The organism is Aureibaculum algae, assembly GCF_006065315.1.
GTDB lineage: Bacteria > Bacteroidota > Bacteroidia > Flavobacteriales > Flavobacteriaceae > Aureibaculum > Aureibaculum algae.
In genome coordinates this window covers 1852656-1874593 of the sequence record NZ_CP040749.1, presented here as the reverse complement: position 1 = coordinate 1874593, position 21938 = coordinate 1852656, and the positions used below count along the sequence as shown (strand labels likewise).

General features: G+C 31.1%; 19 protein-coding genes. 10 read left to right on the top strand and 9 right to left on the bottom strand.

Annotation, left to right across the window (positions count from 1 at the left end):
• Positions 1–155: 155 nt before the first annotated feature.
• The 5 genes from FF125_RS07695 to FF125_RS07675 form a co-directional block, all read right to left on the bottom strand.
• On the bottom strand, positions 156–1109 hold the full coding sequence (locus FF125_RS07695; RefSeq protein ID WP_138949215.1) for an AAA family ATPase: 954 nt from the start codon (positions 1107–1109) through the stop codon (positions 156–158).
• A 54-nt stretch (positions 1110–1163) separates the two neighbouring features.
• Positions 1164–2537 carry a peptidylprolyl isomerase gene (locus FF125_RS07690; RefSeq protein ID WP_250629706.1) on the bottom strand — a complete coding sequence of 458 codons (1374 nt, stop codon included), beginning with the start codon at positions 2535–2537 and terminating at the stop codon, positions 1164–1166.
• Between the two features lies 1 nt (position 2538).
• The gene (locus FF125_RS07685) at positions 2539–3378 is read right to left on the bottom strand and encodes a peptidyl-prolyl cis-trans isomerase (protein ID WP_138949213.1); all 840 of its coding nucleotides are present in this window, start codon (positions 3376–3378) and stop codon (positions 2539–2541) included.
• Between the two features lies 1 nt (position 3379).
• Positions 3380–5278: a peptidylprolyl isomerase gene (locus FF125_RS07680; protein WP_138949212.1), complete on the bottom strand. Its 1899-nt coding sequence runs from the start codon at positions 5276–5278 to the stop codon at positions 3380–3382.
• An 80-nt stretch (positions 5279–5358) separates the two neighbouring features.
• Positions 5359–5691 (bottom strand): DUF493 family protein, encoded by a 333-nt coding sequence (locus FF125_RS07675; protein WP_394344124.1) that lies wholly within the window; start codon positions 5689–5691, stop codon positions 5359–5361.
• Between the two features lie 57 nt (positions 5692–5748).
• Here FF125_RS07675 and FF125_RS07670 point away from each other — a divergent pair, with 57 nt between their 5' ends.
• From FF125_RS07670 to FF125_RS07630, 9 genes are all read left to right on the top strand, one after another.
• On the top strand, positions 5749–6309 hold the full coding sequence (locus FF125_RS07670; protein WP_138949211.1) for an AAA family ATPase: 561 nt from the start codon (positions 5749–5751) through the stop codon (positions 6307–6309).
• On the top strand, positions 6309–8207 hold the full coding sequence (locus tag FF125_RS07665) for a RecQ family ATP-dependent DNA helicase (RefSeq protein WP_138949210.1): 1899 nt from the start codon (positions 6309–6311) through the stop codon (positions 8205–8207). Before FF125_RS07670 ends, FF125_RS07665 begins: the two co-directional genes overlap by 1 nt.
• A complete protein-coding gene (gene fmt, locus FF125_RS07660) occupies positions 8204–9157 on the top strand; it encodes a methionyl-tRNA formyltransferase (protein WP_175418885.1) in 954 nt (317 codons plus the stop codon). The genes FF125_RS07665 and fmt overlap by 4 nt, the downstream gene beginning before the upstream one ends.
• A 228-nt stretch (positions 9158–9385) precedes the next feature.
• The gene (locus FF125_RS07655; protein ID WP_117884092.1) at positions 9386–9658 is read left to right on the top strand and encodes an HU family DNA-binding protein; all 273 of its coding nucleotides are present in this window, start codon (positions 9386–9388) and stop codon (positions 9656–9658) included.
• A gap of 247 nt (positions 9659–9905) precedes the next feature.
• A complete protein-coding gene (locus FF125_RS07650) occupies positions 9906–10463 on the top strand; it encodes a YqgE/AlgH family protein (protein WP_138949209.1) in 558 nt (185 codons plus the stop codon).
• Positions 10464–10569: 106 nt separating this feature from the next.
• On the top strand, positions 10570–10944 hold the full coding sequence (locus FF125_RS07645; RefSeq protein ID WP_250629705.1) for a hypothetical protein: 375 nt from the start codon (positions 10570–10572) through the stop codon (positions 10942–10944).
• Positions 10945–11154: 210 nt separating this feature from the next.
• Entirely contained in the window at positions 11155–12348 is a 1194-nt protein-coding gene (locus FF125_RS07640) for a dipeptidase (protein WP_138949207.1), read from the top strand.
• Between the two features lie 354 nt (positions 12349–12702).
• Positions 12703–13077: a hypothetical protein gene (locus FF125_RS07635; RefSeq protein ID WP_138949206.1), complete on the top strand. Its 375-nt coding sequence runs from the start codon at positions 12703–12705 to the stop codon at positions 13075–13077.
• Positions 13078–13185: 108 nt separating this feature from the next.
• Entirely contained in the window at positions 13186–13665 is a 480-nt protein-coding gene (locus tag FF125_RS07630) for a hypothetical protein (RefSeq protein WP_138949205.1), read from the top strand.
• Between the two features lie 237 nt (positions 13666–13902).
• On the opposite strand, the gene FF125_RS07625 is transcribed toward FF125_RS07630, so the two are convergent.
• From FF125_RS07625 to FF125_RS07610, 4 genes are all read right to left on the bottom strand, one after another.
• The gene (locus FF125_RS07625; RefSeq protein ID WP_138949204.1) at positions 13903–15699 is read right to left on the bottom strand and encodes a M61 family metallopeptidase; all 1797 of its coding nucleotides are present in this window, start codon (positions 15697–15699) and stop codon (positions 13903–13905) included.
• Between the two features lie 109 nt (positions 15700–15808).
• Positions 15809–17056 (bottom strand): hypothetical protein, encoded by a 1248-nt coding sequence (locus FF125_RS07620; RefSeq protein WP_138949203.1) that lies wholly within the window; start codon positions 17054–17056, stop codon positions 15809–15811.
• 119 nt (positions 17057–17175) lie between these two features.
• Complete coding sequence (locus FF125_RS07615; protein ID WP_317129663.1) at positions 17176–17889, bottom strand: gluconate 2-dehydrogenase subunit 3 family protein; 714 nt, start codon at positions 17887–17889, stop codon at positions 17176–17178.
• Between the two features lies 1 nt (position 17890).
• Entirely contained in the window at positions 17891–19612 is a 1722-nt protein-coding gene (locus tag FF125_RS07610; protein WP_138949202.1) for a GMC family oxidoreductase, read from the bottom strand.
• Positions 19613–19773: 161 nt separating this feature from the next.
• Between FF125_RS07610 and FF125_RS07605 the strand changes: the two genes are divergently transcribed.
• Complete coding sequence (locus tag FF125_RS07605) at positions 19774–20952, top strand: GlmU family protein (RefSeq protein ID WP_138949201.1); 1179 nt, start codon at positions 19774–19776, stop codon at positions 20950–20952.
• The last annotated feature ends 986 nt before the right edge of the window (positions 20953–21938 follow it).

The following is a 21938-nucleotide window of genomic DNA, read 5'->3' as shown; positions in this document are numbered from 1 at the left end:
CAAAAAGTAGAAATTATATTATTTTAACAGAATATAGGAATTGCAGCTACACAATTTCACAAGTAATTAATATCTGAATAGCCGTTAACCGTTTATATAACTTTAGAAATCTCACTATTAATTATAGTATTTGCTCTAGTAAATTAAGATAGTAATTAAAACAACTCCTTTATAATTTGTTCTTCCGTAATACCTTCTGCTTCTGCCTTATAATTTTTCACGATTCTATGGCGTAAAATAGCTTCTGCAACTGCTTGAACATCTTCAATATCTGGAGAGAATTTACCATGAATAGCAGCATACCCTTTTGCTGCTATTATTAAATTTTGTGAAGCTCTTGGACCAGCTCCCCAATCTATATAATCATTTACAATTTGTGCTGCTTTGGTAGAATTTGGTCTTGTTTTAGAAACCAAACTTACGGCATATTCGATTACATTGTCTGCAACAGGAATACGTCTTATTAAATGTTGTAAATTCAAAATTTCTTGAGCCGAAAAAATAGGGTTAATAACTTTAACCTCATCGTTTGTAGTACTTTTTACAATATCAACCTCTTCTTGATAGGTTGGATAATCTAAAAATATAGAAAACATAAACCGATCCAGTTGTGCTTCAGGTAATGGATAGGTACCTTCTTGTTCAATTGGATTCTGCGTTGCTAATACAAAAAATGGAGCATCTAACTTATATTGATGTCCTGCTACCGTAACTGACTTTTCTTGCATTGCCTCTAATAAAGCAGCTTGTGTCTTAGGTGGAGTTCTATTAATTTCATCAGCTAAAACGATATTTGAAAATATAGGTCCTTTTATAAATTTAAAATGTCTATTCTCATCTAATATCTCACTACCAATAATATCAGAAGGCATTAAATCTGGCGTAAATTGAATCCGCTTAAAATCTAAACCTAAAGTTTGTGAAATAGTATTTACCAATAAAGTTTTAGCTAAGCCTGGGACTCCGATTAGTAAAGAGTGACCGCCACATAAAACAGAAAGCAATACATGATCTATTGCATCGTGTTGGCCAATAATAATTTTACCAACCTCTTGTTGAAGTTCTTTATACTTAATTACTAAATTTTCGACTGCTGCTACGTCAGACATTGACAACTATTTAATGGTTTAATTTATACTACTAATGAATTATGAGTTTACTGACTATTGAGTACTTTCTTTTTTCCAATTGTTTTTAAAATCACAATTGCTATAGTCCTTATTTATTTTAATATAAGTATCTCCTATTTTATCTTTAGTCCATTTAGCAATCGTTTCTTCTTTTTTCTTTTGTAAAGCTAACCCTTGTATTTTAACATAATCCTTAACTAAATCAGCCGTATGTGCATCGGTTTTAGATTTCATTAAGATTATTTTAAACATTTCTTTTCCTTCTCTAGTTCTATCTAAAAATACATCTGTTAATTCTCCTTTTTTTAAGGTGCTAACACGAGCATATAACGTAGGATCCATTCTTGTTAAATCAAACTTAGAGTCGTTCGTTTCAGGATTCATTAATAATCCCTTGTTCGCTTTTGTTTCTTTTTCTTCAGAATATTTTACCACGGCATCATCATACGATATCTTTAGTTTTAAGATTTCTGTTCTAATATTTTCTAAAGAATCTTTTACTTTTTCTCTCTGCTCATTCGTAACTTCTGGTTGCAATAATAAGTGTCTGGCATCACGTTGTTTCCCCTTTACCTTTTCAACTTGTAAAATATGATACCCAAAATCAGATTTAAAAGGCTCAGACATTTCACCTTCATCTAAACTAAACGCAGCTTCTTTAAACTCAGTTACAAATTGACTTTCTCTCGTAATTGTATACAAACCACTATTTTCAGTTACACCAGGATCTTCTGAATACAATATGGTTTTCATTTTAAAATTACCACCATTTTCAACGTCCTTTTTAATTTCCTTAAGTTTATCTAGTACTCTTTCTACTTCCTCTTTAGATGGTTCTGCATACATTACAATTTGTTGTAATTCGATTTCTGCACCAATTTCAGGTAAATTGTTTTCGTCTTCTAAACTTTTATAGTAATTCCGAACCTCTTCTGGAGTAACATCAACTTCCTCAGTCAATTGAAGTTGCATTTTTTTAACCATTAAACCTTCTTTCTCAACTTCATTAAACTCCTTTCTAAGATCAGCCATATCATTAAAGCCATAAAAAGAATAGACTTTTTCTTCAGAGCCTAATTGTTGCAAGAAATAAGCAATTTTTTGTTCTACGTTTTGGTTTATTTCCGCTTCTGTAACAACAACACTGTCAATTACCGCATGGTGAGACAATAGTTTTCTTTCCATAATTTGCTCTAGCATTTCACAGTCAGATATATCTACTTTACCTTCACTTTGCTGTTCAAATTCTAATTTATAAGCAGCAATTTCAGATTCCAATACAATGTTCTTTCCAACAACGGTAGCAACACCATCTAATTTTACTCTTTTTTGAGCTTGTATAGAATCTTGAGCTTGCGTTGTAAACGTAAATCCTAATAATATAAGTACTATAAACTTTTTTAACATATTAATATATTTGAAATTCTTTATTTTTAATGGCATCTTCAGTTAATGTTTCTTCAATTTTTTTTAATAACTCAAGCTTACGCTTGTGCAATATCATTTGTTTTATGGTAGGTATGGCATAACTCATTGGAGCCGTATCATTCCGCAATAATACATCTTTAATTTTAACTAGGTAAACCCCTGTTGAATCTTCTTTATGAATAAATTTATTTTTCTTCAAAAAATCATTTTTATCATAACTTTTTAAGAATGACGCATTCTTTAAAACATCGTCATATTTTATCCAAATGGAATCATTTAAATTATGAGATTTTAATTGCAATTCTTGTTTCATTATTTTAATATCGGAATCATGTTTATCATCTTTAAATAATGAAATAAACTCCTTAGCATTATTAATCTTTTCATCGAAAAAGATATACCTGAACTTTATAAGAGCTTCATTCAATTTAAAAATTTCCGTATTATCTCCATAAAATTTTTCGATGTCTTCTTCAGTTACTAGTGTGTCTAATTCTTGTTTTACTACTGCTTCTTTATATTTATTTATTAATAAATCTTGGTGATATTGATTTACCAATGTATTAATATGCTCTTTCTCTTCGTGTAGATTAATTTTAGCTTTTTGAACCAACAATTGTTCTCTAGCCCACTTGTTTATATAATTTTTTACAAAAATTAAACTATCTTCTTGTGAAATATTATCAGGCAGTATTTCATTAATATCTTTTTCATATAAAACATTTTCATAGACTTTAGCTACAGGTTTTCCTTCATTTTCAGATCGTTTACACGAAAAAATGGCTAAAACTACAATTATATATATGATTCTATAATTCAAATTAATTTTGATTTTGCTTCATCAATTTTTTTAAAAGCTTTTTATTAACTTTTACTGGATATTGTTTTTTTAATTCTACAATCCAATCTTTTTCTAGCTGTTCTTGAAAATCATTAATTACCAAACCACGAGCCTTTTTAAACTGCATAGGTTCTGATGGTAAAATTTTTATCGTTTTAACAACCACAAAGTTATTCGTATTTTCTTCATAAACATCAGAAACTCCTATAGAATCTAAAGAAAAGTTCTTTGGGAATTTTTTGTGATTTTCTTCTAAAATTCCTTTTGTAAAAATAACATGAATAATAGGGTCTTCATTTACTACTGCTTTTATCTCATCAAGACTTTTACCAGAAGAAAGCATGCTTTGAACTTCATCAGCCTTTTCTTTAACCGTACATGATGCTAAAATAACATCTCCTCTTTTCTTTAAAACATATTTATCTGAATGTTCATTAAAATACTGTTGCAACGCAACCGTATCTTTTTCTGCTTTTTTCCATACTTTGTCTTGCAAAAGCTCAAAAAGTAATAATCCATCTTTATACTCTTGCATCGTAAACGCAAAATCTACTTCTGTTTTTTCTAAGTTGGCCTTGAAATAATCAAGTACTTTTAATTCTATAAAGCTATTATAAATCTCTTTTTGATTTGTATTTTTCCCAGTACTATATGCTACTAATTCAGATACTTTCGTCGCTTCTCCATTAATTGTAAAAAGATCGTGGTCTAACTTCTTATTAAGCTCAAGTGTATTGTTTTTTAAGAATAGTTGTTGTAATTCTTCATCCTTAAATATATTATAAGAATTCATTAGTTTATTTACGACTGACTTTCCTGCTCTTTGAGAACGCTCGTTCTTTTCAATTTTCTGAACTAACTCCGCTCTTCTACTTTCTAAATCTGTTATGGGATGTTTCTTTATTAATTTTACAATATGCCATCCATAAACGGTTTTAAATGGTTTGGAAACATCATTAACTTCCTTTAAAGAAAACGCAACATCAGAAAATGACTTTATCATTTTATTGGCACTAAATTTTGGCAACGCTCCACCATTTAATGCTGATGTTTTATCGTCTGAATGTAAGTTCGCTAAAAAATGAAATGGACTTCCTTGCTTCACTTTAGCATATATCTCTTCAATTTTAGTTTTAGCATATAGTGAATCTGTAGGGTTCTCCTTTATCATAATATGAGCTACTTCTACCTCACCTTGAGATTCTCTTTTATCATTTACTTTTACAATATGATAACCAAATTGGGTTCTAAACGGCATTGAAACCTTATTTACTGGTGTATTATATGCTGCATTTTCAAAGTCATAAACCATATCAAAAACAGTGAAATACCCTAAATTACCTTCATTTTGTTGAGCTGATGGATCTTCAGAATACTCTTTAGCAACTTCCTCAAAAGGTTGCCCGTTTACTGCTTTTAACCTCGCTTCAATAATTTTCTTATATGCTTTTAAAGTATCCGCAGGGGATGCCTTTTTAGGAACTCCAACCAATATATGACTGGCATTAATTTCTAATTGACTTCTTTCAAATGCCTCTTGAACTAAAGATTCTGTAATTTTACTATCCGTTAAGTATGGAATAATTAATTGCTCTCGATAAGAATTTAACTCCTTTTTAAATGACGCAACCGTATCATAATTAAGGTCATAAGCCTGTTTTAGTTTCAGCTTATAGTTAACATATAAATCTAAATATTCTTCGACAGATTTTTTATTTTCCTCTGCAACAATATCTCTATTTTTATTAAAAACTCGCGTAAATTCATCCTTATAAACAGGTTCATTTACTACAGTAAATAGTATATCTTTTTTGCTTTGTGCCCCTATGTAAAAATAGTTTACAAAGAAAAGACAAATCAATAGGTTCTTTAAATTCATAAAAAGTTTAATGTTGTAAATTCTAATCGCTTAGAACGCCCAAAAATATTTTATATTTATATATAATCCTGTTAAAAATATCACAAAGATATAACGCCTTCTACTTTGGCTACTTCCTTATATTTTGCAATAATTACATCAGCATTAGCCATTTGAACTAAAATGGATAAACTGACATATTTACCAGTCTTCGAAGTTTTCTTCTCAATTACAGCTCCAGTATGATCAAATATTACTTCAATTTCTAACATCTTACTATCATCTGCAGGAATAATAAATTTATACAAATATTTTGTGGGAAACTCTGTAGTTTCTTCTAATCTATGCTTTAATTTTTTATAAAATTCAATTTGTTCGCTCATCACTTTTTTTATAAGATATAAGGCAATTAATGTACCATATAGAGTTGTCATTATATAAAATGACCAATCACTGACAAAAATACAGATAAAATTTAGTTTCTTTGTTATATGACAAGTAATCTAAAAACTTCTCCAAAAAGAATTGTAATTACTGGAGGCCCTGGAACAGGCAAAACTACTTTAATAAACGAATTAGAGCGTAGAAATCTTATCTGTATCCCTGAAATATCAAGACAAATCACTTTAGAAGCAAGGTCTAACGGTATTGAATATTTGTTTTTAAACGATCCTTTATTGTTTAGTAAACTACTGTTAGAAGGAAGGGAAAATCAATATTTAGAATCTTTAAAATTGGATGCTGACATTATCTTTTTCGATAGAGGTATTCCAGACATTCATGCCTATATGAATCATACCGAGACTCAATTTCCCCAAATATATATTCAAAAAAGTGAAAAATATAAATATGATAGTGTGTTTTTACTGCCACCATGGAAAGAAATTTACACCACTGATGATGAACGTTACGAGAGTTTTGAAATGGCTACAGATTTGTATCTACATTTAAAGCAGGCCTATACAAAATTAGGATATAACATCATAGAAGTGCCTGTAGGCGATATAAATTTAAGAGTTGATTTTATTCTAGACAATGTGAAACCTAACTAATGGAAACTGCAAGAACGCTACTGAATACCTACTGGGGCTACCCCAACTTTAGAGCTTCGCAAGAACAAATTATTAATACTATTTTAGAGGGTAAAAATGTAGTTGCTATTTTACCAACTGGTGGTGGTAAATCTATCTGTTATCAAATACCTGCATTATTAAAAAAAGGAGTTTGCTTGGTTGTATCGCCATTAATTGCATTAATGAATGACCAAGTTAGCAATCTCAAAGAAAAAGGCATTAAAGCCATTGCGATTACTTCTAATCTAAATCAAGAACAGGCCATACAAGCATTTGATAATCTACAATTTGGTAATTATAAATTCTTATATGTTTCACCAGAAAAATTACAATCTGATTTTATTCAACAAAAACTAAAACAGTTAGATATTAACCTAATTGCTGTTGATGAAGCTCACTGTATCTCTGAATGGGGACATGATTTTAGACCTGCTTATTTAAAAATTCCTGCAATTAAAGAATTAGGTATTGATGCCCCAATACTTGCTTTAACCGCCACAGCAACCCGTCGAGTTTTAGACGATTTAATGAAAAATTTAGAAATAGAAGATGCTACTGTTTTTAAACAATCATTGGTTCGAAAAAAATTGGCTCTAAAAATATCTAGACATGAAGATGTTTATTTTGAGATAAAAAAGTTACTTAAGAAGAGTAATAACACCACCATTATTTATGTAAATAGCCGACGACGCGTACAAGATTTCAGCAATCATTTAAACAAAAATAATTTTAAAAGCTCGTATTATCATGCGGGATTATCAAATGAAGAAAAGCAACGTTCTTTCGATAATTGGATGGAAGAAAAAACACCAATAATGGTAGCTACCAATGCTTTTGGAATGGGTATAGATAAAGATAATGTTGCATTAATTATCCATGTCGATTTACCTTTTAGTTTAGAAAATTACATGCAAGAAGCTGGTAGAGCAGGTAGAGATGGTAATGACGCCAGCTCCATCCTTTTTGCCAATGATCACACCATCAACAATCTAAAAAATCAATTTCAAAAAGGTGTGGTAACACCTGAATTTGCAAAAGAAATTTATAATCACTTAAATCAATATTTTTACATTGCATTTGGAGAAAGACCAGAACATCAATTTGAATTTGATCTTGCTACATTTTGCCACACTTATAAAATGAATATTTTAAAAACATACAATGCTTTAAAATTATTGGAACGAGAACAAATTCTTTTATTTAACGAAGGTTTTAACAAACAATCTATGTTAAAATTTATAATGTCTCCAAACCAAGTGTTAGATTATGCAGAGCGAACCAATAATGGCCTAGTCAAAATAATTTTGAGAACGCACGGAGGTATTTTTGACAATTTTATTAAAATAAATGAATCTGTTTTATCCAAAAAATTAGAGACACAAGTCTCAACAATTAAAGACATGTTGATAAAACTTGAGAAAGATGGCTTGCTTAAATATAAAAATAATAAAAATACAAGTGAATTACAGTTTTTAGTTCCAAGAGAAGATAACAGAACGATTAATGCTATATCTAAAGACATTAACCAATATAATAGTATAAAATTAGAAAAGATTAATGCTATTATAGAATACGCTGAAAATGATACTATTTGTAGAAGTAAATTGTTACTCAATTATTTTGATGAAAAATTAGAAGTAAACTGTGGTATTTGCGATGTTTGCTTAGCGAACAATTCTATTGCAACAACAAACACCACCTATTTATCAAATCAAATTTTAGAACTATTAAGGGTAAAGAAACAGTTGTCTAGTAAAGAAATTGCTATCCTTTTAAATATACCCTCTTCTACCCTATTAAAGAGCTTACAAAACCTATTGGATACTGATAAAATAACTATAAATTCGCAAAACAAATTAGAACTAGTACCAAAATGACTGATGTTAGAATAGTATTTATGGGCACACCCGATTTTGCTGTGGGTGTATTAAAAGCCTTAATTGAAAACAATTATAATGTAGTAGGCGTAATTACCGCACCTGACAGACCGTCTGGTAGAGGGAGAAAATTAAATCAATCTGCTGTAAAAAAATACGCATTAGAACAAAACCTTGCCATTTTACAACCCACTAATTTAAAAAATGAGTTATTTCTAACACAGTTAGAAGAACTCAAAGCCAATTTACAAATTGTAGTAGCCTTTAGAATGTTACCTAAGGTAGTTTGGCAAATGCCAGAAATAGGTACTTTTAACTTGCACGCATCCCTTTTACCAAACTATAGAGGAGCTGCACCTATTAATTGGGCAATAATTAATGGTGAAACAACAACCGGAGTAACTACGTTTTTTATTGATGACAAAATTGATACGGGTGCTATCTTGTTAAAGGACGAGATTTCTATTGATAAAAATGATACGGCTGGAACTTTGCACGATAAGTTAATGGAGTTAGGTAGTGGTCTTGTAGTAAAAACTGTAAAACTGATTGAAGAAGGTGAAGTTGAAACCACACCTCAACATCAATTTGAGGAGGATCAATTAAAAGACGCTCCAAAGATTTTTAAAGATACGTGTCAAATAGATTGGAACTTATCATTGGATGATGTCTATAATAAGATTAGAGGCCTAAATCCTTATCCTGGTGCTTGGACCGTTCTTATTAATAATGAGGAAACTTTTGAAATGAAGATTTTTAATGTAAAAAAGGAAAAAGAACAGCACCTCCATTCTATAGGAAAATTAATTGTTGGTAAATCAGAATTGAAGGTTGCCTTAGATAATGGATACCTTATTATTGAAGAGTTACAATTACCAGGTAAACGTAAAATGAAAGTTGGCGACTTACTTAATGGGTATAAATTTGACCAAAATGCACATGTTCAATAATATTGTGTAGGTTAAGTTAGATTAACAAAAAATTAACATGAATGCCTATTATCAGTGACTTCGCGTTAAAAAAGTGAATTAAAAACCCATGGTTATTAACAATTGACCCCGTTTTATTAACAAAATAAGACTTTTTCATAGGTAAAACTTGCGTTAACCCTTATAAAATCTATATTTGTTCAGCTTAAACAAGCAATTAATTATTAATCAATTTTAAATTTAAAAATTATGAACAAATCAGAATTAGTAGAATCTATGGCTGCAGACGCAGGAATTTCAAAAGCAGCTGCAAAAAAAGCATTAGATTCAGTTATGGGTAATGTAGAACAAACTTTAAAGAAAGGCGGAAGAGTTTCTTTAGTAGGTTTTGGTTCTTGGTCAGTTTCTAAAAGAGCTGCTAGAGATGGAAGAAATCCTCAAACTGGGAAAACTATAAAAATTGCTGCTAAAAATGTAGTGAAATTTAAGCCAGGTGCTGAATTAAAAAGTTCTGTAAACTAATTTTAGTTCACACAAAAACTTAAAGGCTCTCATTTTTTCAATGAGAGCTTTTTTTATGTCTATTTTTTTATTATTTTCTTCTACCATTACTATTGGTAATCTATATTACTATTGAGTACAATGACGTCATGTAACGTTTTTCCTTAAAAAAGAATTCCTCATATTTTATATCATCCATTAATACAGGTAAATCACACCTATGTATTTCTAATAAAAATTACTATATTAGAGGGTAATTAAATAACTTATGGGACAAACAGAATTAACAAAAGGCAAATTGCTTATTGCGGAACCCTCAATTTTAAACGATACCTCATTTAATAGATCTGTAATATTATTATCTGAACACAACGATCAAGGTTCAATCGGATTTATAATAAATAAGCCTTCACAATATGTATTAGGCGATATAATACCAGAAATAGATTCTAATCTTACCATTTATAAAGGTGGGCCTGTTTCTGAAGAAAATTTATATTTTGTACATCGTGTTCCACATTTAATTCCTGATAGTATTGAAATAACCGATGGTATTTTTTGGGGCGGTGATTTTGAAGTTGTACAAGAATTATTAGAAAAAGACGAGCTTGAAAAAGAAGATATCCGCTTTTTTCTGGGTTATTCAGGATGGAGTAAAGATCAATTACAAGACGAATTAGAAACTACTTCATGGATCGTTATTGAAAACCAATACCAAAATATATTTGGAATTTCTGACCAATCTTTTTGGAAAGACCAATTGATGAAATTTGGTGGTGAATATAAATTATGGGCCAACGCCCCAGAGAATCCAAGTTTGAATTAAAATTTATATTATAGTTATAATGCGTATAAATAGAATGTGTTTATACAATACGGTTATGCAACATTTGTCACTACCAACGTAAATTATCAAAATAGAATTCGCAAGAATGATCATAATTATGTTCGGATTTTTTATAATTGTAACTGGATTTATAATGCTTTTTAATCCACAAAAAGCAAGAATGACATTAAGCAAATTTGCCAGCACTAATTTTATAAATTATACAGAAATCACATTACGACTCGTTGTTGGAGTAGCTTTTATTTTATATTCGGATTTTTGTAAATTTCCAGAAGCATTTAAAGTATTAGGGTGGTTTATGCTGATTACGGCATTGATACTCTATTGTGTTCCCAGAAAATTACATCATAAATTTTCTACAGGAAGTGCTCATATAATTAAGCCTTTTTATTTTAGACTTATTTCGCCCTTTGCATTTCTATTTGGTGGTTTGATTATTTATAGTGTAAATTGGATTTAATTAAAAAAAGTTTTATAAATAAAAAAACTTACAAAAAAGCAAAACATAAATTATAAGTGCTAGTTTACCTAATCCCCCCTCCCAAGATAACAAGTATTTGGAACTACCTTTCTATTCCGTTTAAATTTGCTAACTTCCGTGCATATTAAGGCAACAATCCTAGGCCTAACCAATTATCGTAATGATAACCACAACCTTGAAATCAAGCATATGAGATATTTAGTAGTATTATTTTTTATTTTTGTCTCTTGTAAACAATCCCCAGAAAACAAAAGAGGCCCCAAAACATTAGCAGAAATTCATAACCAAGCCATATTTGTTGATACGCACAATGACATTCTGCTCCATACCATGGAAAAAGGTTTTATAATTGATGACGACCTAACAGGAAAAACACATAGTGATTTGAACAGAATGAAACAAGGTGGTTTAGATGTTCAATTTTTCTCCGTGTGGAGTGATGGCAATCAAGCAAACCCATATCAATATGCCAATGCACAAATGGACAGTTTAGATGCCGTAATTATAAGAAATCCAACTAAAATAGTTAAGGTTGCCACTACTGAAGAACTGTTAAAAGTTGTACAGCAGGATAAAATAGCAGCACTCATTGGCTTAGAAGGTGGTCATCAATTTGAAAATGATATACATAAGTTAGACACACTTTTCAATCGCGGTGTACGCTACATAACCCTTACCTGGAATAACTCTACATCATGGGCAACAAGTGCCTCTGATGAATCAAAAAAAGACGGAACGCTTAATTCAGAAGGTGAAAAAGGATTGACTGAATTGGGAAAACAAATTGTCCATAAAATGAATACATTAGGTATAATGGTTGACATTTCACATGTTGGAGAGCAAACTTTTTGGGATGTAATTGCAACTACTACAAAACCTATTATAGCCTCACACAGTTCAGTTTATACTATCTGTCCTCATCCTAGAAACCTAAAAGACGATCAAATAAAGGCTATTGCAAAAAATGGTGGCGTTATTCAGATTAATTTCAATTCTGGCTTTATAGATGCTACCGTTGCAAAAAAGGAAGAAAAATTTCTCGTAAAACATAAAACTGAAATAGATTCTTTGAAGCAATTAGGTATAAACCCTTATGTAGCCGAAGAATCAATGTATTCTAAATATCATCTAGAAACAGAAGAATTAAAAGCTCCGTTTCATCTTGTTATTGATCATATTGAATACATCATTAAATTAGTAGGTGTTGATTATGTTGGTATCGGTTCTGATTTTGATGGTATTGTTTTACCTCCTAAACAATTAGATGACGTTACAACATATCCATTAATTACAAAAGCATTAATAGAAAGAGGGTATAACGAAAAAGATATTTATAAAATACTTGGAGGTAATATCTTAAGAGTATTAAAAGCAAATGAATAAAAAGAATGCAACTTCTTACCTATTTTCAAACTTAAAAATACAATTATCCTTAACTCATGTCTAGTCAAAACGCTATAATTTTACTCTCTAAATGCAGTACACAAAGAATCTAACGGTTACTTCAGCAGATCATCACAATGACTTCTTTAAAAGAAACAGTTACAAATATTGATAGGATTATAACGAATACAATTTAACAAAATTTTTATCTTTTATTTGGTAAAAGAACTAAATTTGTACCGTCTAAATAAGACAAAAAATAATACGTACGAGACCTCAATTTTTGATTTATCCAAGAGTGTTTTACTATGATTGCAATTAATAACATATTTTCTAAAGTTCAAAAAGCTTAAAATGAAAAGGTGGAATCAAATACTTAGTGTAGTTCTACTCATTTCAGTGTACTGTTTTGGTATATATGTTCCTGCAAAAACATCTTTATCTTCAGACACACCAGTTATTGAACAAAAAAGTGAACAAAAGGAGTTTTCAACGACTCTTTCTAATGTTCTTTACCCTCATACGCAACAATTCGAAAATTTATTTTCTGAATTCACAGAATTTACGTTGCCCATTTTTAAATTGGGTAATGAGGGCTTTTGGGCCATTTTCCGCTCCAATGAAATACTGCTTAATGCAAAATTTAAACAGTATAAAAGCCATCTAAAAACACAACTGATTCGGTCTAGAAAGACTGATCTCATATTTCCTTTCCATAATTTTTGGTAATTTTTTTATGTTTAAGCCACTTTTTTCGTAGCTACATTTAACGCATTGATATGTTGTGATTTATCACTTCATACAGAAATTATTGTATCAAAATTTAAAAAACATACCATGGATTTAGGAACAACCATTATAGGAGGTGTAAGTGTTGCAATATGTGCAATGCCCTTCGTATTAACAAATAGAAGTAAAAAGAAAAAAGTAAAACAGTTATTAATTTCGCTTAAAAATATAGCGAAAGAACACAATTCTGAAATAACACAGCATGATATCTTCAAATACTACGCTATTGGTATAGATGCGTCAAAAAATTCCGTTTCTTTTATATTAAAAACAGAGGAAGAAGAGCAATCCTATTTTATTAACCTCTCTACGATTAAAAAATGCGAAATCGTTAAGGTGGGTAGTTCAGGTGCTCATTCCGATAAGGATATTGACAAACTTGACTTAAAACTTAGCCCTGTCGATAAGAATAAACCCGACATTATGTTGGAATTTTACAATGCTGAAGTTAGCTATCAATTGAGTGATGAGTTACAATCAATAGAAAAATGGAATAAAACAATTAATAACTTGCTGCACAGTAAATAATGCAGCTCAGTAGTAAATAGTATATATAAGCAATAGCAGTATATCAATTATTACAAAGTATTATTCGTACTTGAGTTAACTTTGACCTATTATTGATAAGTTAGAAATAGAGATTTGCTATTGCTTATATATTAAACAACTCGAAATAATTACCTCTGACAAACACGTATCAAACTAAAAATGAATTAGATAATGCTAATTTTAGCAGGGCTTATTGAAATATCAATTTATGCTTTTTTAATTAGTCCGTAACCATTGCTCTCTATTCTCCTTAACTTTTTTACTTACCTTTTCTTGTAATTTGGTGCTATAATCATTGTTGGCCTTAAAAGTAAATTGCGTTTCTCTTTGCTTACCAAAACGATTATAAATTAATTTTACAGTTTGGTTAGGTTGAAACTGCCCAAAATATGTTGCATCTTTAGTTTCAGCGTTTATCACCATATCATCTAATGAAATCAATTCATCACCTAATGCTAACCCTGCATTATAAGCAGGACCACCTTCTATAGGGTTTGAACTTATTTTAAAGTTACCTATATGAACTCCTAAATCTAATTCATTCTGGTTAGATTGATTAAAATCAACTCCAACCGAAGCCAATAACGTTTTATAAGCTGGCATTTTACTATCAAAAATATAATTAGAGAAAAAATCTGTTGCAAATGTTGCTCCCGCATATGTAGTCAGAACATTTTGTAAATCTCTAACCGTATAAGGTATTTCATTACGACCATAAGTTTTCCATAATAATTTCATGAAATCATCTAAATTTTTGTCTCCATCTAAATCTCTCAGAGATAAATCAAGAGCTAAGCCCAACACACTTCCATACGTATAATAGCTAATAAAAGTATTTTCTCTATTTACAGGGTCAACTGATCTAGCTGCATCTACAAAAGGAGCTTGATAACTCATTTCTATTGGGGTAAAATATTTTCGTGCAGGCGAATTCCATACATAATTAAGTCCACCAGATAAACCTTCAACATACTTTTTCTTCGTTATTAATCCCGCTCTACATAAAATTAGATTGGTATAATAACTTGTAAATCCTTCTGCAAACCAAAGTTCTCCAGACATATTAGCCTCTGTATAGTCAAACGGCTCTAAAGTTTGTGGTCTAATGCGTTCAACATTCCAGCAATGAAAAAACTCGTGCGAAACGGTACCAATATTTCTTTCCATTCCTCCTTCAGCCAAACCTCTTGTACTCGTTACTATTGTAGAATTTCTATGTTCCATGCCATCACCAGAAGCATTTGGAATATAACATGCCAAAAAGGTGTATTCGCCAAAATCATAATCAGGTAATTCACCAAAGACTTTTTGCTGTTCTAAAACTACTTTTTTTACTTTTTCAAAATAGGTGTCAAACTCAGCCTCGGTTCCATTATGATGTAGTGCAAAATTTATTTTTAAATCTTTCTCTCCGTTTTTAACGATAAAACTTCTTACCGAATGGTTGCTAATTTCCGTAGGACTATCCATGAAATAATCTAAGTTTGGAGCATAAAAAGTATTATTATCCAAATTCTTCAATTGTGTTGCGACTTTCCATTTTAAATCTTTACGAACATCAAACTTCACCTTAATGGGTCTATGTTCATAATCAAGAGCATACATAAATGTAGCTGGAATGTTTAAATGAGCATGCGTTTCGTCAATCTGACTATACGTACCATCTCCCCTATTTCCAAATAGGGTGTATGTTACTTTTACAGTTCCATCATGACTACCAATATTCCATTGATGAGGGTCAGAACGTGTAACTGATAAGGTATTACCTTTGCTATCTACTGCTTTAACATTGTATACATTCTTTGCAAACTCATGCACTGCATACCTTCCTGGTGATGTTCTACTCATTCGCAATTGCAACACTTTATTTTCTAGATTAGAAAACACTGCAGTTATTTGTGCCTCATGTTGCTCCGCTTTATCAAAGGATATGGAATATTCATTTGATGTTTGACTGAAGCCAGTAAATGATAAAAATACGGTTAGTAAAACGATTAGAATTCTATTTTTCATTTGTCGTTAATTATTTTATGAAGAGTCAAAGGTAAATTTATTATGGTATAATAACAAAAAAGACTGCCATAAGCAGTCTTTTTATTGATAAGTAAATAGTTAGCCTATATTACTCCATTTCAGTCAAACAATTGTCACAATTAACGATATCATCTAAAGTAGCTTCAAATAGCTGGTAAAATACTTCTGAGGTTAATATTTTACCTTTTGGCCAAGAATTACTAGCCAAGTCACGACCCCATTTAGCAGCCGCTAGACGTTGCTCATAAGTACCATGATGACCAGGGTTATCAAAACCACAATCTCCTATATTATAGAAAACCTCTAAAAACTGCTCTACTCTCTTCCAGTTCATTGTCGCCCCCCTTTTATGTGTTAAATAATATGCAGCAAATGCATCCGCCATTAACTCTGTTCTACGTGTAGCTTCGGGTTGATCTTCTTCTGCTACATCTATAAAATAACCATTTTCAAATTGAATATGATGACCAAACTCATGGGCTAAAATTGCTTGTGGTGCTACATCATCCAAGCCAATTGCAGCATACCCCATCAAAATTCCGTCACCCATTACTATCCTATCTTGGATAAAAGAATTGGTTGTAGATAATGCAAATGCATTAAAAGAAAAAAGTGGGTGATTATAATTCCAGTATGTTTCAGTTCCAAATAAATCTTGTACGAATTGTGCATAAAATTCATTCTCTTCGTCAGATTGACTTGGATAGTAAAGGGCTTCAATTTCTACCAATCTATCAAAATTAAGATATGTACTTCCAGACAAAGGTACCATATAAATATCACTCGAGTTGATATTCCAAAAACGTTTTAAATCTTTAAATGTTCGGTTTAATTGATTTGTGAATTCACCGTTTACTCCATATTTATATTTTTTATAGCCCGGTTCTTTAAAATAGATTGCATCCGCTTGTGGGTGGTAACTATAAAATACATAATAGATATAATCTAAGTCTGTCCATTGCGAAATAGAGTTATTCACATAATCGTTTAAAGGAATAGTTGAATTATTACAATTGTAATCATCCGGATTTAATATTGTTCCTAATATTTGATTTCTCATGAACTCGTAGTCTGGCGTGTTAATTACATTGGGTATTTCCATATCCATAGCATAATCGTAAAGTTCTCGAGAGATATCTTCTCCTGCATCGACTTTTGCTCTAAAATAATTGAATTTACCCATACGGTCTGTCGCACTTTTTAATACAGTTCCCTTTAACGTTGGTACAATTTGTGCCTCTTCTTGTACATCTAATGCATCATTGTTACAACTGGATATAAAGCCTATTAAAAAAAAGGCAATAAGATACAATAGTACTGATTTTGTTTTTCTCATAATGAAGATTTAGTTAAGTTAATAATTAAGTTTACGTAAGAATTAGTGTATCAATTTACTAAAATTTTAAAACAAATTAATTAGTTCATAAAAAAAAATGATAATTTATAATCTAATACCTAACTAATTAAATTACCATCAGCATCCCATTTGGCTAATTCACCTCGTTTAGATTGATCTACACATTTTGCCAACCATTCAGCATCATATTCAAATCCATGTGCTTTTAACACATCCTCAGGTACACCATCCCAAACATTTGGCGTATTTCCTTTATACCCTAAGTCTTTTATTCCCATTTCAGTAGTATAGTATCCTGTTAGGGTTAAATTCCGCATACTGGTAAAGAATTTCTCTCCTTGTTTATGTTCTGGCTTTGTTTTTTTGGGATAGGCAATTAAATCGCAAATGACTAATTGCTCCTCAGTTGAACACCGTTTGAATTCCTTTCCATTATTTTTATTACTATAGTTATCTAACCACATGATACCACCACGTATAGGTACTTGTTGGTAGGGCATGTCTTTCATAATAAACTCTATAAATTCAGGAACTTTTGCATCTGTTGCTGATCCAAAATCATCATTCTTTGGCAAAATGATATCACAAATAACAGCGATAGTTTCTAACTCATGCTCATTAAAAAATACTTCTTCATGAAGCCTTTTATCTCTAGCTTTCTCTTCTGGAGTACGTCCGTAAAAAGGTGTATTCTCCGCTTCAGGCAATACAGTTGTTGCACTATCAGCTTTAGGAGCACAGCCTTGTACTGTTAATCCTACAGCAACAGAACCTAATAATAACGACTTAATCGTATCTCTTCTGTTCATCATACTATATGTTTTGTTTATTTAATTGATCAACTATATAATCGCATGTTCTCCATGATAAGGCTAAGATAGTCCATGTTGGATTTTTATCTGCCTGTGAAACAAATGGTCCGCCATCAACTATAAAAACATTATCAACATCATGCAATTGCATATATTTATTGGTCACTGATTTTTTAGGATCATTCCCCATACGGGTTGTGCCTACTTCATGAATAATTTGACCAGGTTTTAATAAGCCATAATCTCTATCTGCACCAGGTCTTTCTCCACTAATCACTTTTCCTCCCATTCCATCTATAATCTCATCAAAAGTTTCAACCATATGTTTGGCCTGTAACTTTTCGTGTTGCGACCAAGTATAATTAAATCGTAAAACGGGTATACCCCATTCATCTACCATGTCAGGATCAATTTCACAATAATTATCTTCTCTTGCAATACATTCTCCTCTACCCGCCATACCTACAATAGAGCCGTAAAAACGTTTAACATCATCGCGTAAAGCATTGCCATAACCACCTATTTCTCCTCCAATATATTCGTTAAGATTGTTGGCGTTAAAACCAAATCCATATGACGGCATACCTAAACCTCCCCAAACTTCAACATGATAGCCTCTCGGAAAATCTAACTTTTTGTCATTACCCCACCAAGGTGAATATACATGCATACCACCTACGCCATCTTCATTATATATTTTACGATTCATTAATTCTGGCACAAAGCCGACACGGTCAGCCCCTGTAGAATCATGAAGATATTTACCAACCATTCCGCTACTATTACCTAAACCATTTTGATGAGTTTTACTTTTTGAATTCAATAAAATTCTTGCTGTACTACATGCAGAAGCTGCTAAAACAACTATTTTAGCATTAAGCTGATATTCCTTTCTATCTTTTTTATCGATATAAATGACCCCCGTAGCTTTACCACTATCATTTGTAACTACTTCTCTAACCATAGCATCCGTAAACAACGTTATTTGTCCACCAGATTTCTGAGCAGGAAATATAAGACATGATCCTGATGAAAAATCGGCATAGACACTACAAGATCGGCTACATTGGTTGCAGTAAAAACAGATTCCTCTATCTTCATTTATTTTCTTGGTAAGTATCGAAAGTCTTGACGGAATAACAGGAATACCCATTTTTTCGGCACCCTTTTTATAATACATTTCATGTAATCTAGGTTTCGGTGCTGGTAAAAAGAACCCATCTGGCTCATTTGCAATACCTTCCTTGCTACCAAATACACCTATTAATTTATCTACCTTGTCATAATAAGGTTTCACATCTTCATAAGAAATAGGCCAATCATCACCTAACCCATCATGACTTCTTCTTTTAAAATCTAAAGGACCGAAACGTAAGGATATTCTCCCCCAGTGATTGGTTCTCCCTCCTAACATTCTAGATCGAAACCATTCAAATTCAGTTCCGTTTTTTTTAGTGTAGGGTTCTCCTTCTATATTCCACCCTCCATAAGCAGCATCAAATTCACCAAAAGCTCTCGTAGAACCTGCTCCTCTTCGGGGTGATTCATAGGGCCATTTTAATTGGTTCTTTTGTTCTGCATCCGCTGGATCAAAATGAGGACCTGCCTCAACAACGGCTATATTAAGACCTGCTTCTGATAGTATTTTGGTCGCCATTCCTCCTCCGGCACCAGACCCTACTATAATGACATCAAACTCTTTAGGTGATTTTTTTATTTGCATATGTGATGGTTGATTTTCATTAAACTGACTTAAATATTTTGCTTTAATGCAAAGAATTTAAGTCAGTTCTTCAAATATAAGTAATCTTACTAACATATTATTTTACCTTAACAATAATATATTTATTAAATAGTTCTATTATTGCAAAATAATAGAATTCAATGAACTATATCTTATTTGACGGAAATGTACGCAACAATTTACTGCCGTTTACCTATACGCGACCCGTTGCTGATATTAGAATTGGTATTTTAACCATAAGAGAAAAATGGGAAAAATATTTGGGTTTAACAACTACCACATTAACTGAAGAATATTTAGAAGAAAAATATCCAATGGTTGAAATGGAAACAAATGTAATGTTAAATGCCTCATTTTTACCTACCGAACAATTGGTTGAAATGGTACAAACTTTACATGAGAATCAAGCAATCTATTATAATGACGAAATTGTTGCCTTTTTTACAACTGAAACTCAAGAAGAAGTTGATTTTGAAGCTTATGAAGCCATTATCTATGATGAAGAATTACTTCAGGTAAAATGTGTAAGTGATATTTTTTCATTAAATGAAAAAGCTATTCAAAGTGATTTTAATCTCGTAACTAGTGGCAGAAAATCTGAGCCTATACCTGATACTGTTAATTGTATCAACAAAGAAAATATTTTTCTTGAAGAAGGTGTAGAAATAAACTTTGTGACATTAAACGCATCAAGCGGACCAATATATATTGGTAAAGATGCCAGTATTTGGGAAGGATCTACTGTAAGGGGGCCGTTGGCTCTTTGCAATAATGCTGTTATAAAAATGGGAACAAAGGTATACGGAGCTACCACTTTGGGCCCTTTTAGTAAGGTTGGCGGTGAATTGAGTAATGTTGTCATTTTTGGATATTCAAGTAAAGGTCACGATGGCTATTTAGGAAATTCCGTAATTGGTGAGTGGTGCAATCTTGGTGCGGATACTAATAATTCAAATTTAAAAAATAATTATGCACACGTTAAATTATGGGATTATGAAACTGATCGCTTTGAAAGCACAGGTTTACAATTTTGCGGTTTAATGATGGGCGACCATTCTAAATGTGGTATTAATACAATGTTTAATACAGGTACCGTAGTTGGTGTTAGTGCCAATGTATATGGTAGTAATTTCCCAAGAAACTTTATTCCTTCTTTTTCATGGGGTGGTGCCTCTGGTTTTACCGAATATAGAATGAATAGAGTTAATGACGTAGCAAAAATGGTCATGCTTAGAAAGCATGTAGTTTATACAGAGCAAGATCAAAGAATATTACAAAGTGTTTTTGAACTCTCTAAAAAGTACAGAAACTATAATTAAATTCTTTTAAAACATCTCTCATAACGTCTATTATTATCTAATTTACATCTTCCTATTTCCTAAAATAATTGTTGAAAATCACTTTATTTAATTTTTTTTAATTTTTCATTAATTTATTTTACCTTACATTAAGTTCGGTTTAAAACTCTATAATACAGTTTCTTACACTAGATTCACAAGACTAGAATTCATATAAAATCGTTAAATAATCCTTAAAACAGTACTATTTATTACATAGTACTGTAACAAAATATACACACTGTCGTCTATTAAGTATAAATCAATTAAAAACATATAAAATGAATCCTGAAGTTTCGGGATAAAAAATAAAGAGAAATTAAATCTAAAACTAAAATTATGAGTCCCGAAGTTTCGGGATAAAAAATCAAGAGAAATTAACTTTAGGAAAATCTTCTAGTCGTATTTGGAACAAGAATAGAAGATACAATTAATCAAAAAGAATAATAAAAACTAATATTATGAGAACAATAGCAAATCAAGAGAAATTAACTTTAGGAAAAGCTTCTAGTCGTATTTGGAACAAGAATAGAAGATACAATTAATCAAAAAGAATAATAAAAACTAATATTATGAGAACAATAGCAAATCAAGAGAAATTAACTTTAGGAAAAGCTTCTAGTCGCATTTGGAACAAGAATAGAAGATACAATTAATCAAAAAGAATAATAAAAACTAATATTATGAGAACAATAGCAAATCAAGAGAAATTAACTTTAGGAAAAGCTTCTAGTCGCATTTGGAACAAGAAAAGAAGATACAATTAATCAAAAAAAATAATAAAAATCTAAAACTAACATTATGAGAACAATAGCAAATCAAGAGAAATTAACTTTAGGAAAAGCTTCTAGTCGCATTTGGAACAAAAACAGACGATATAGATAAAATAAAACACCTAACCCTTAAAACTTTAAATTATGAACACAATACTCAAAACAACAACTGAATCATGGAAAAATACGCTTTTA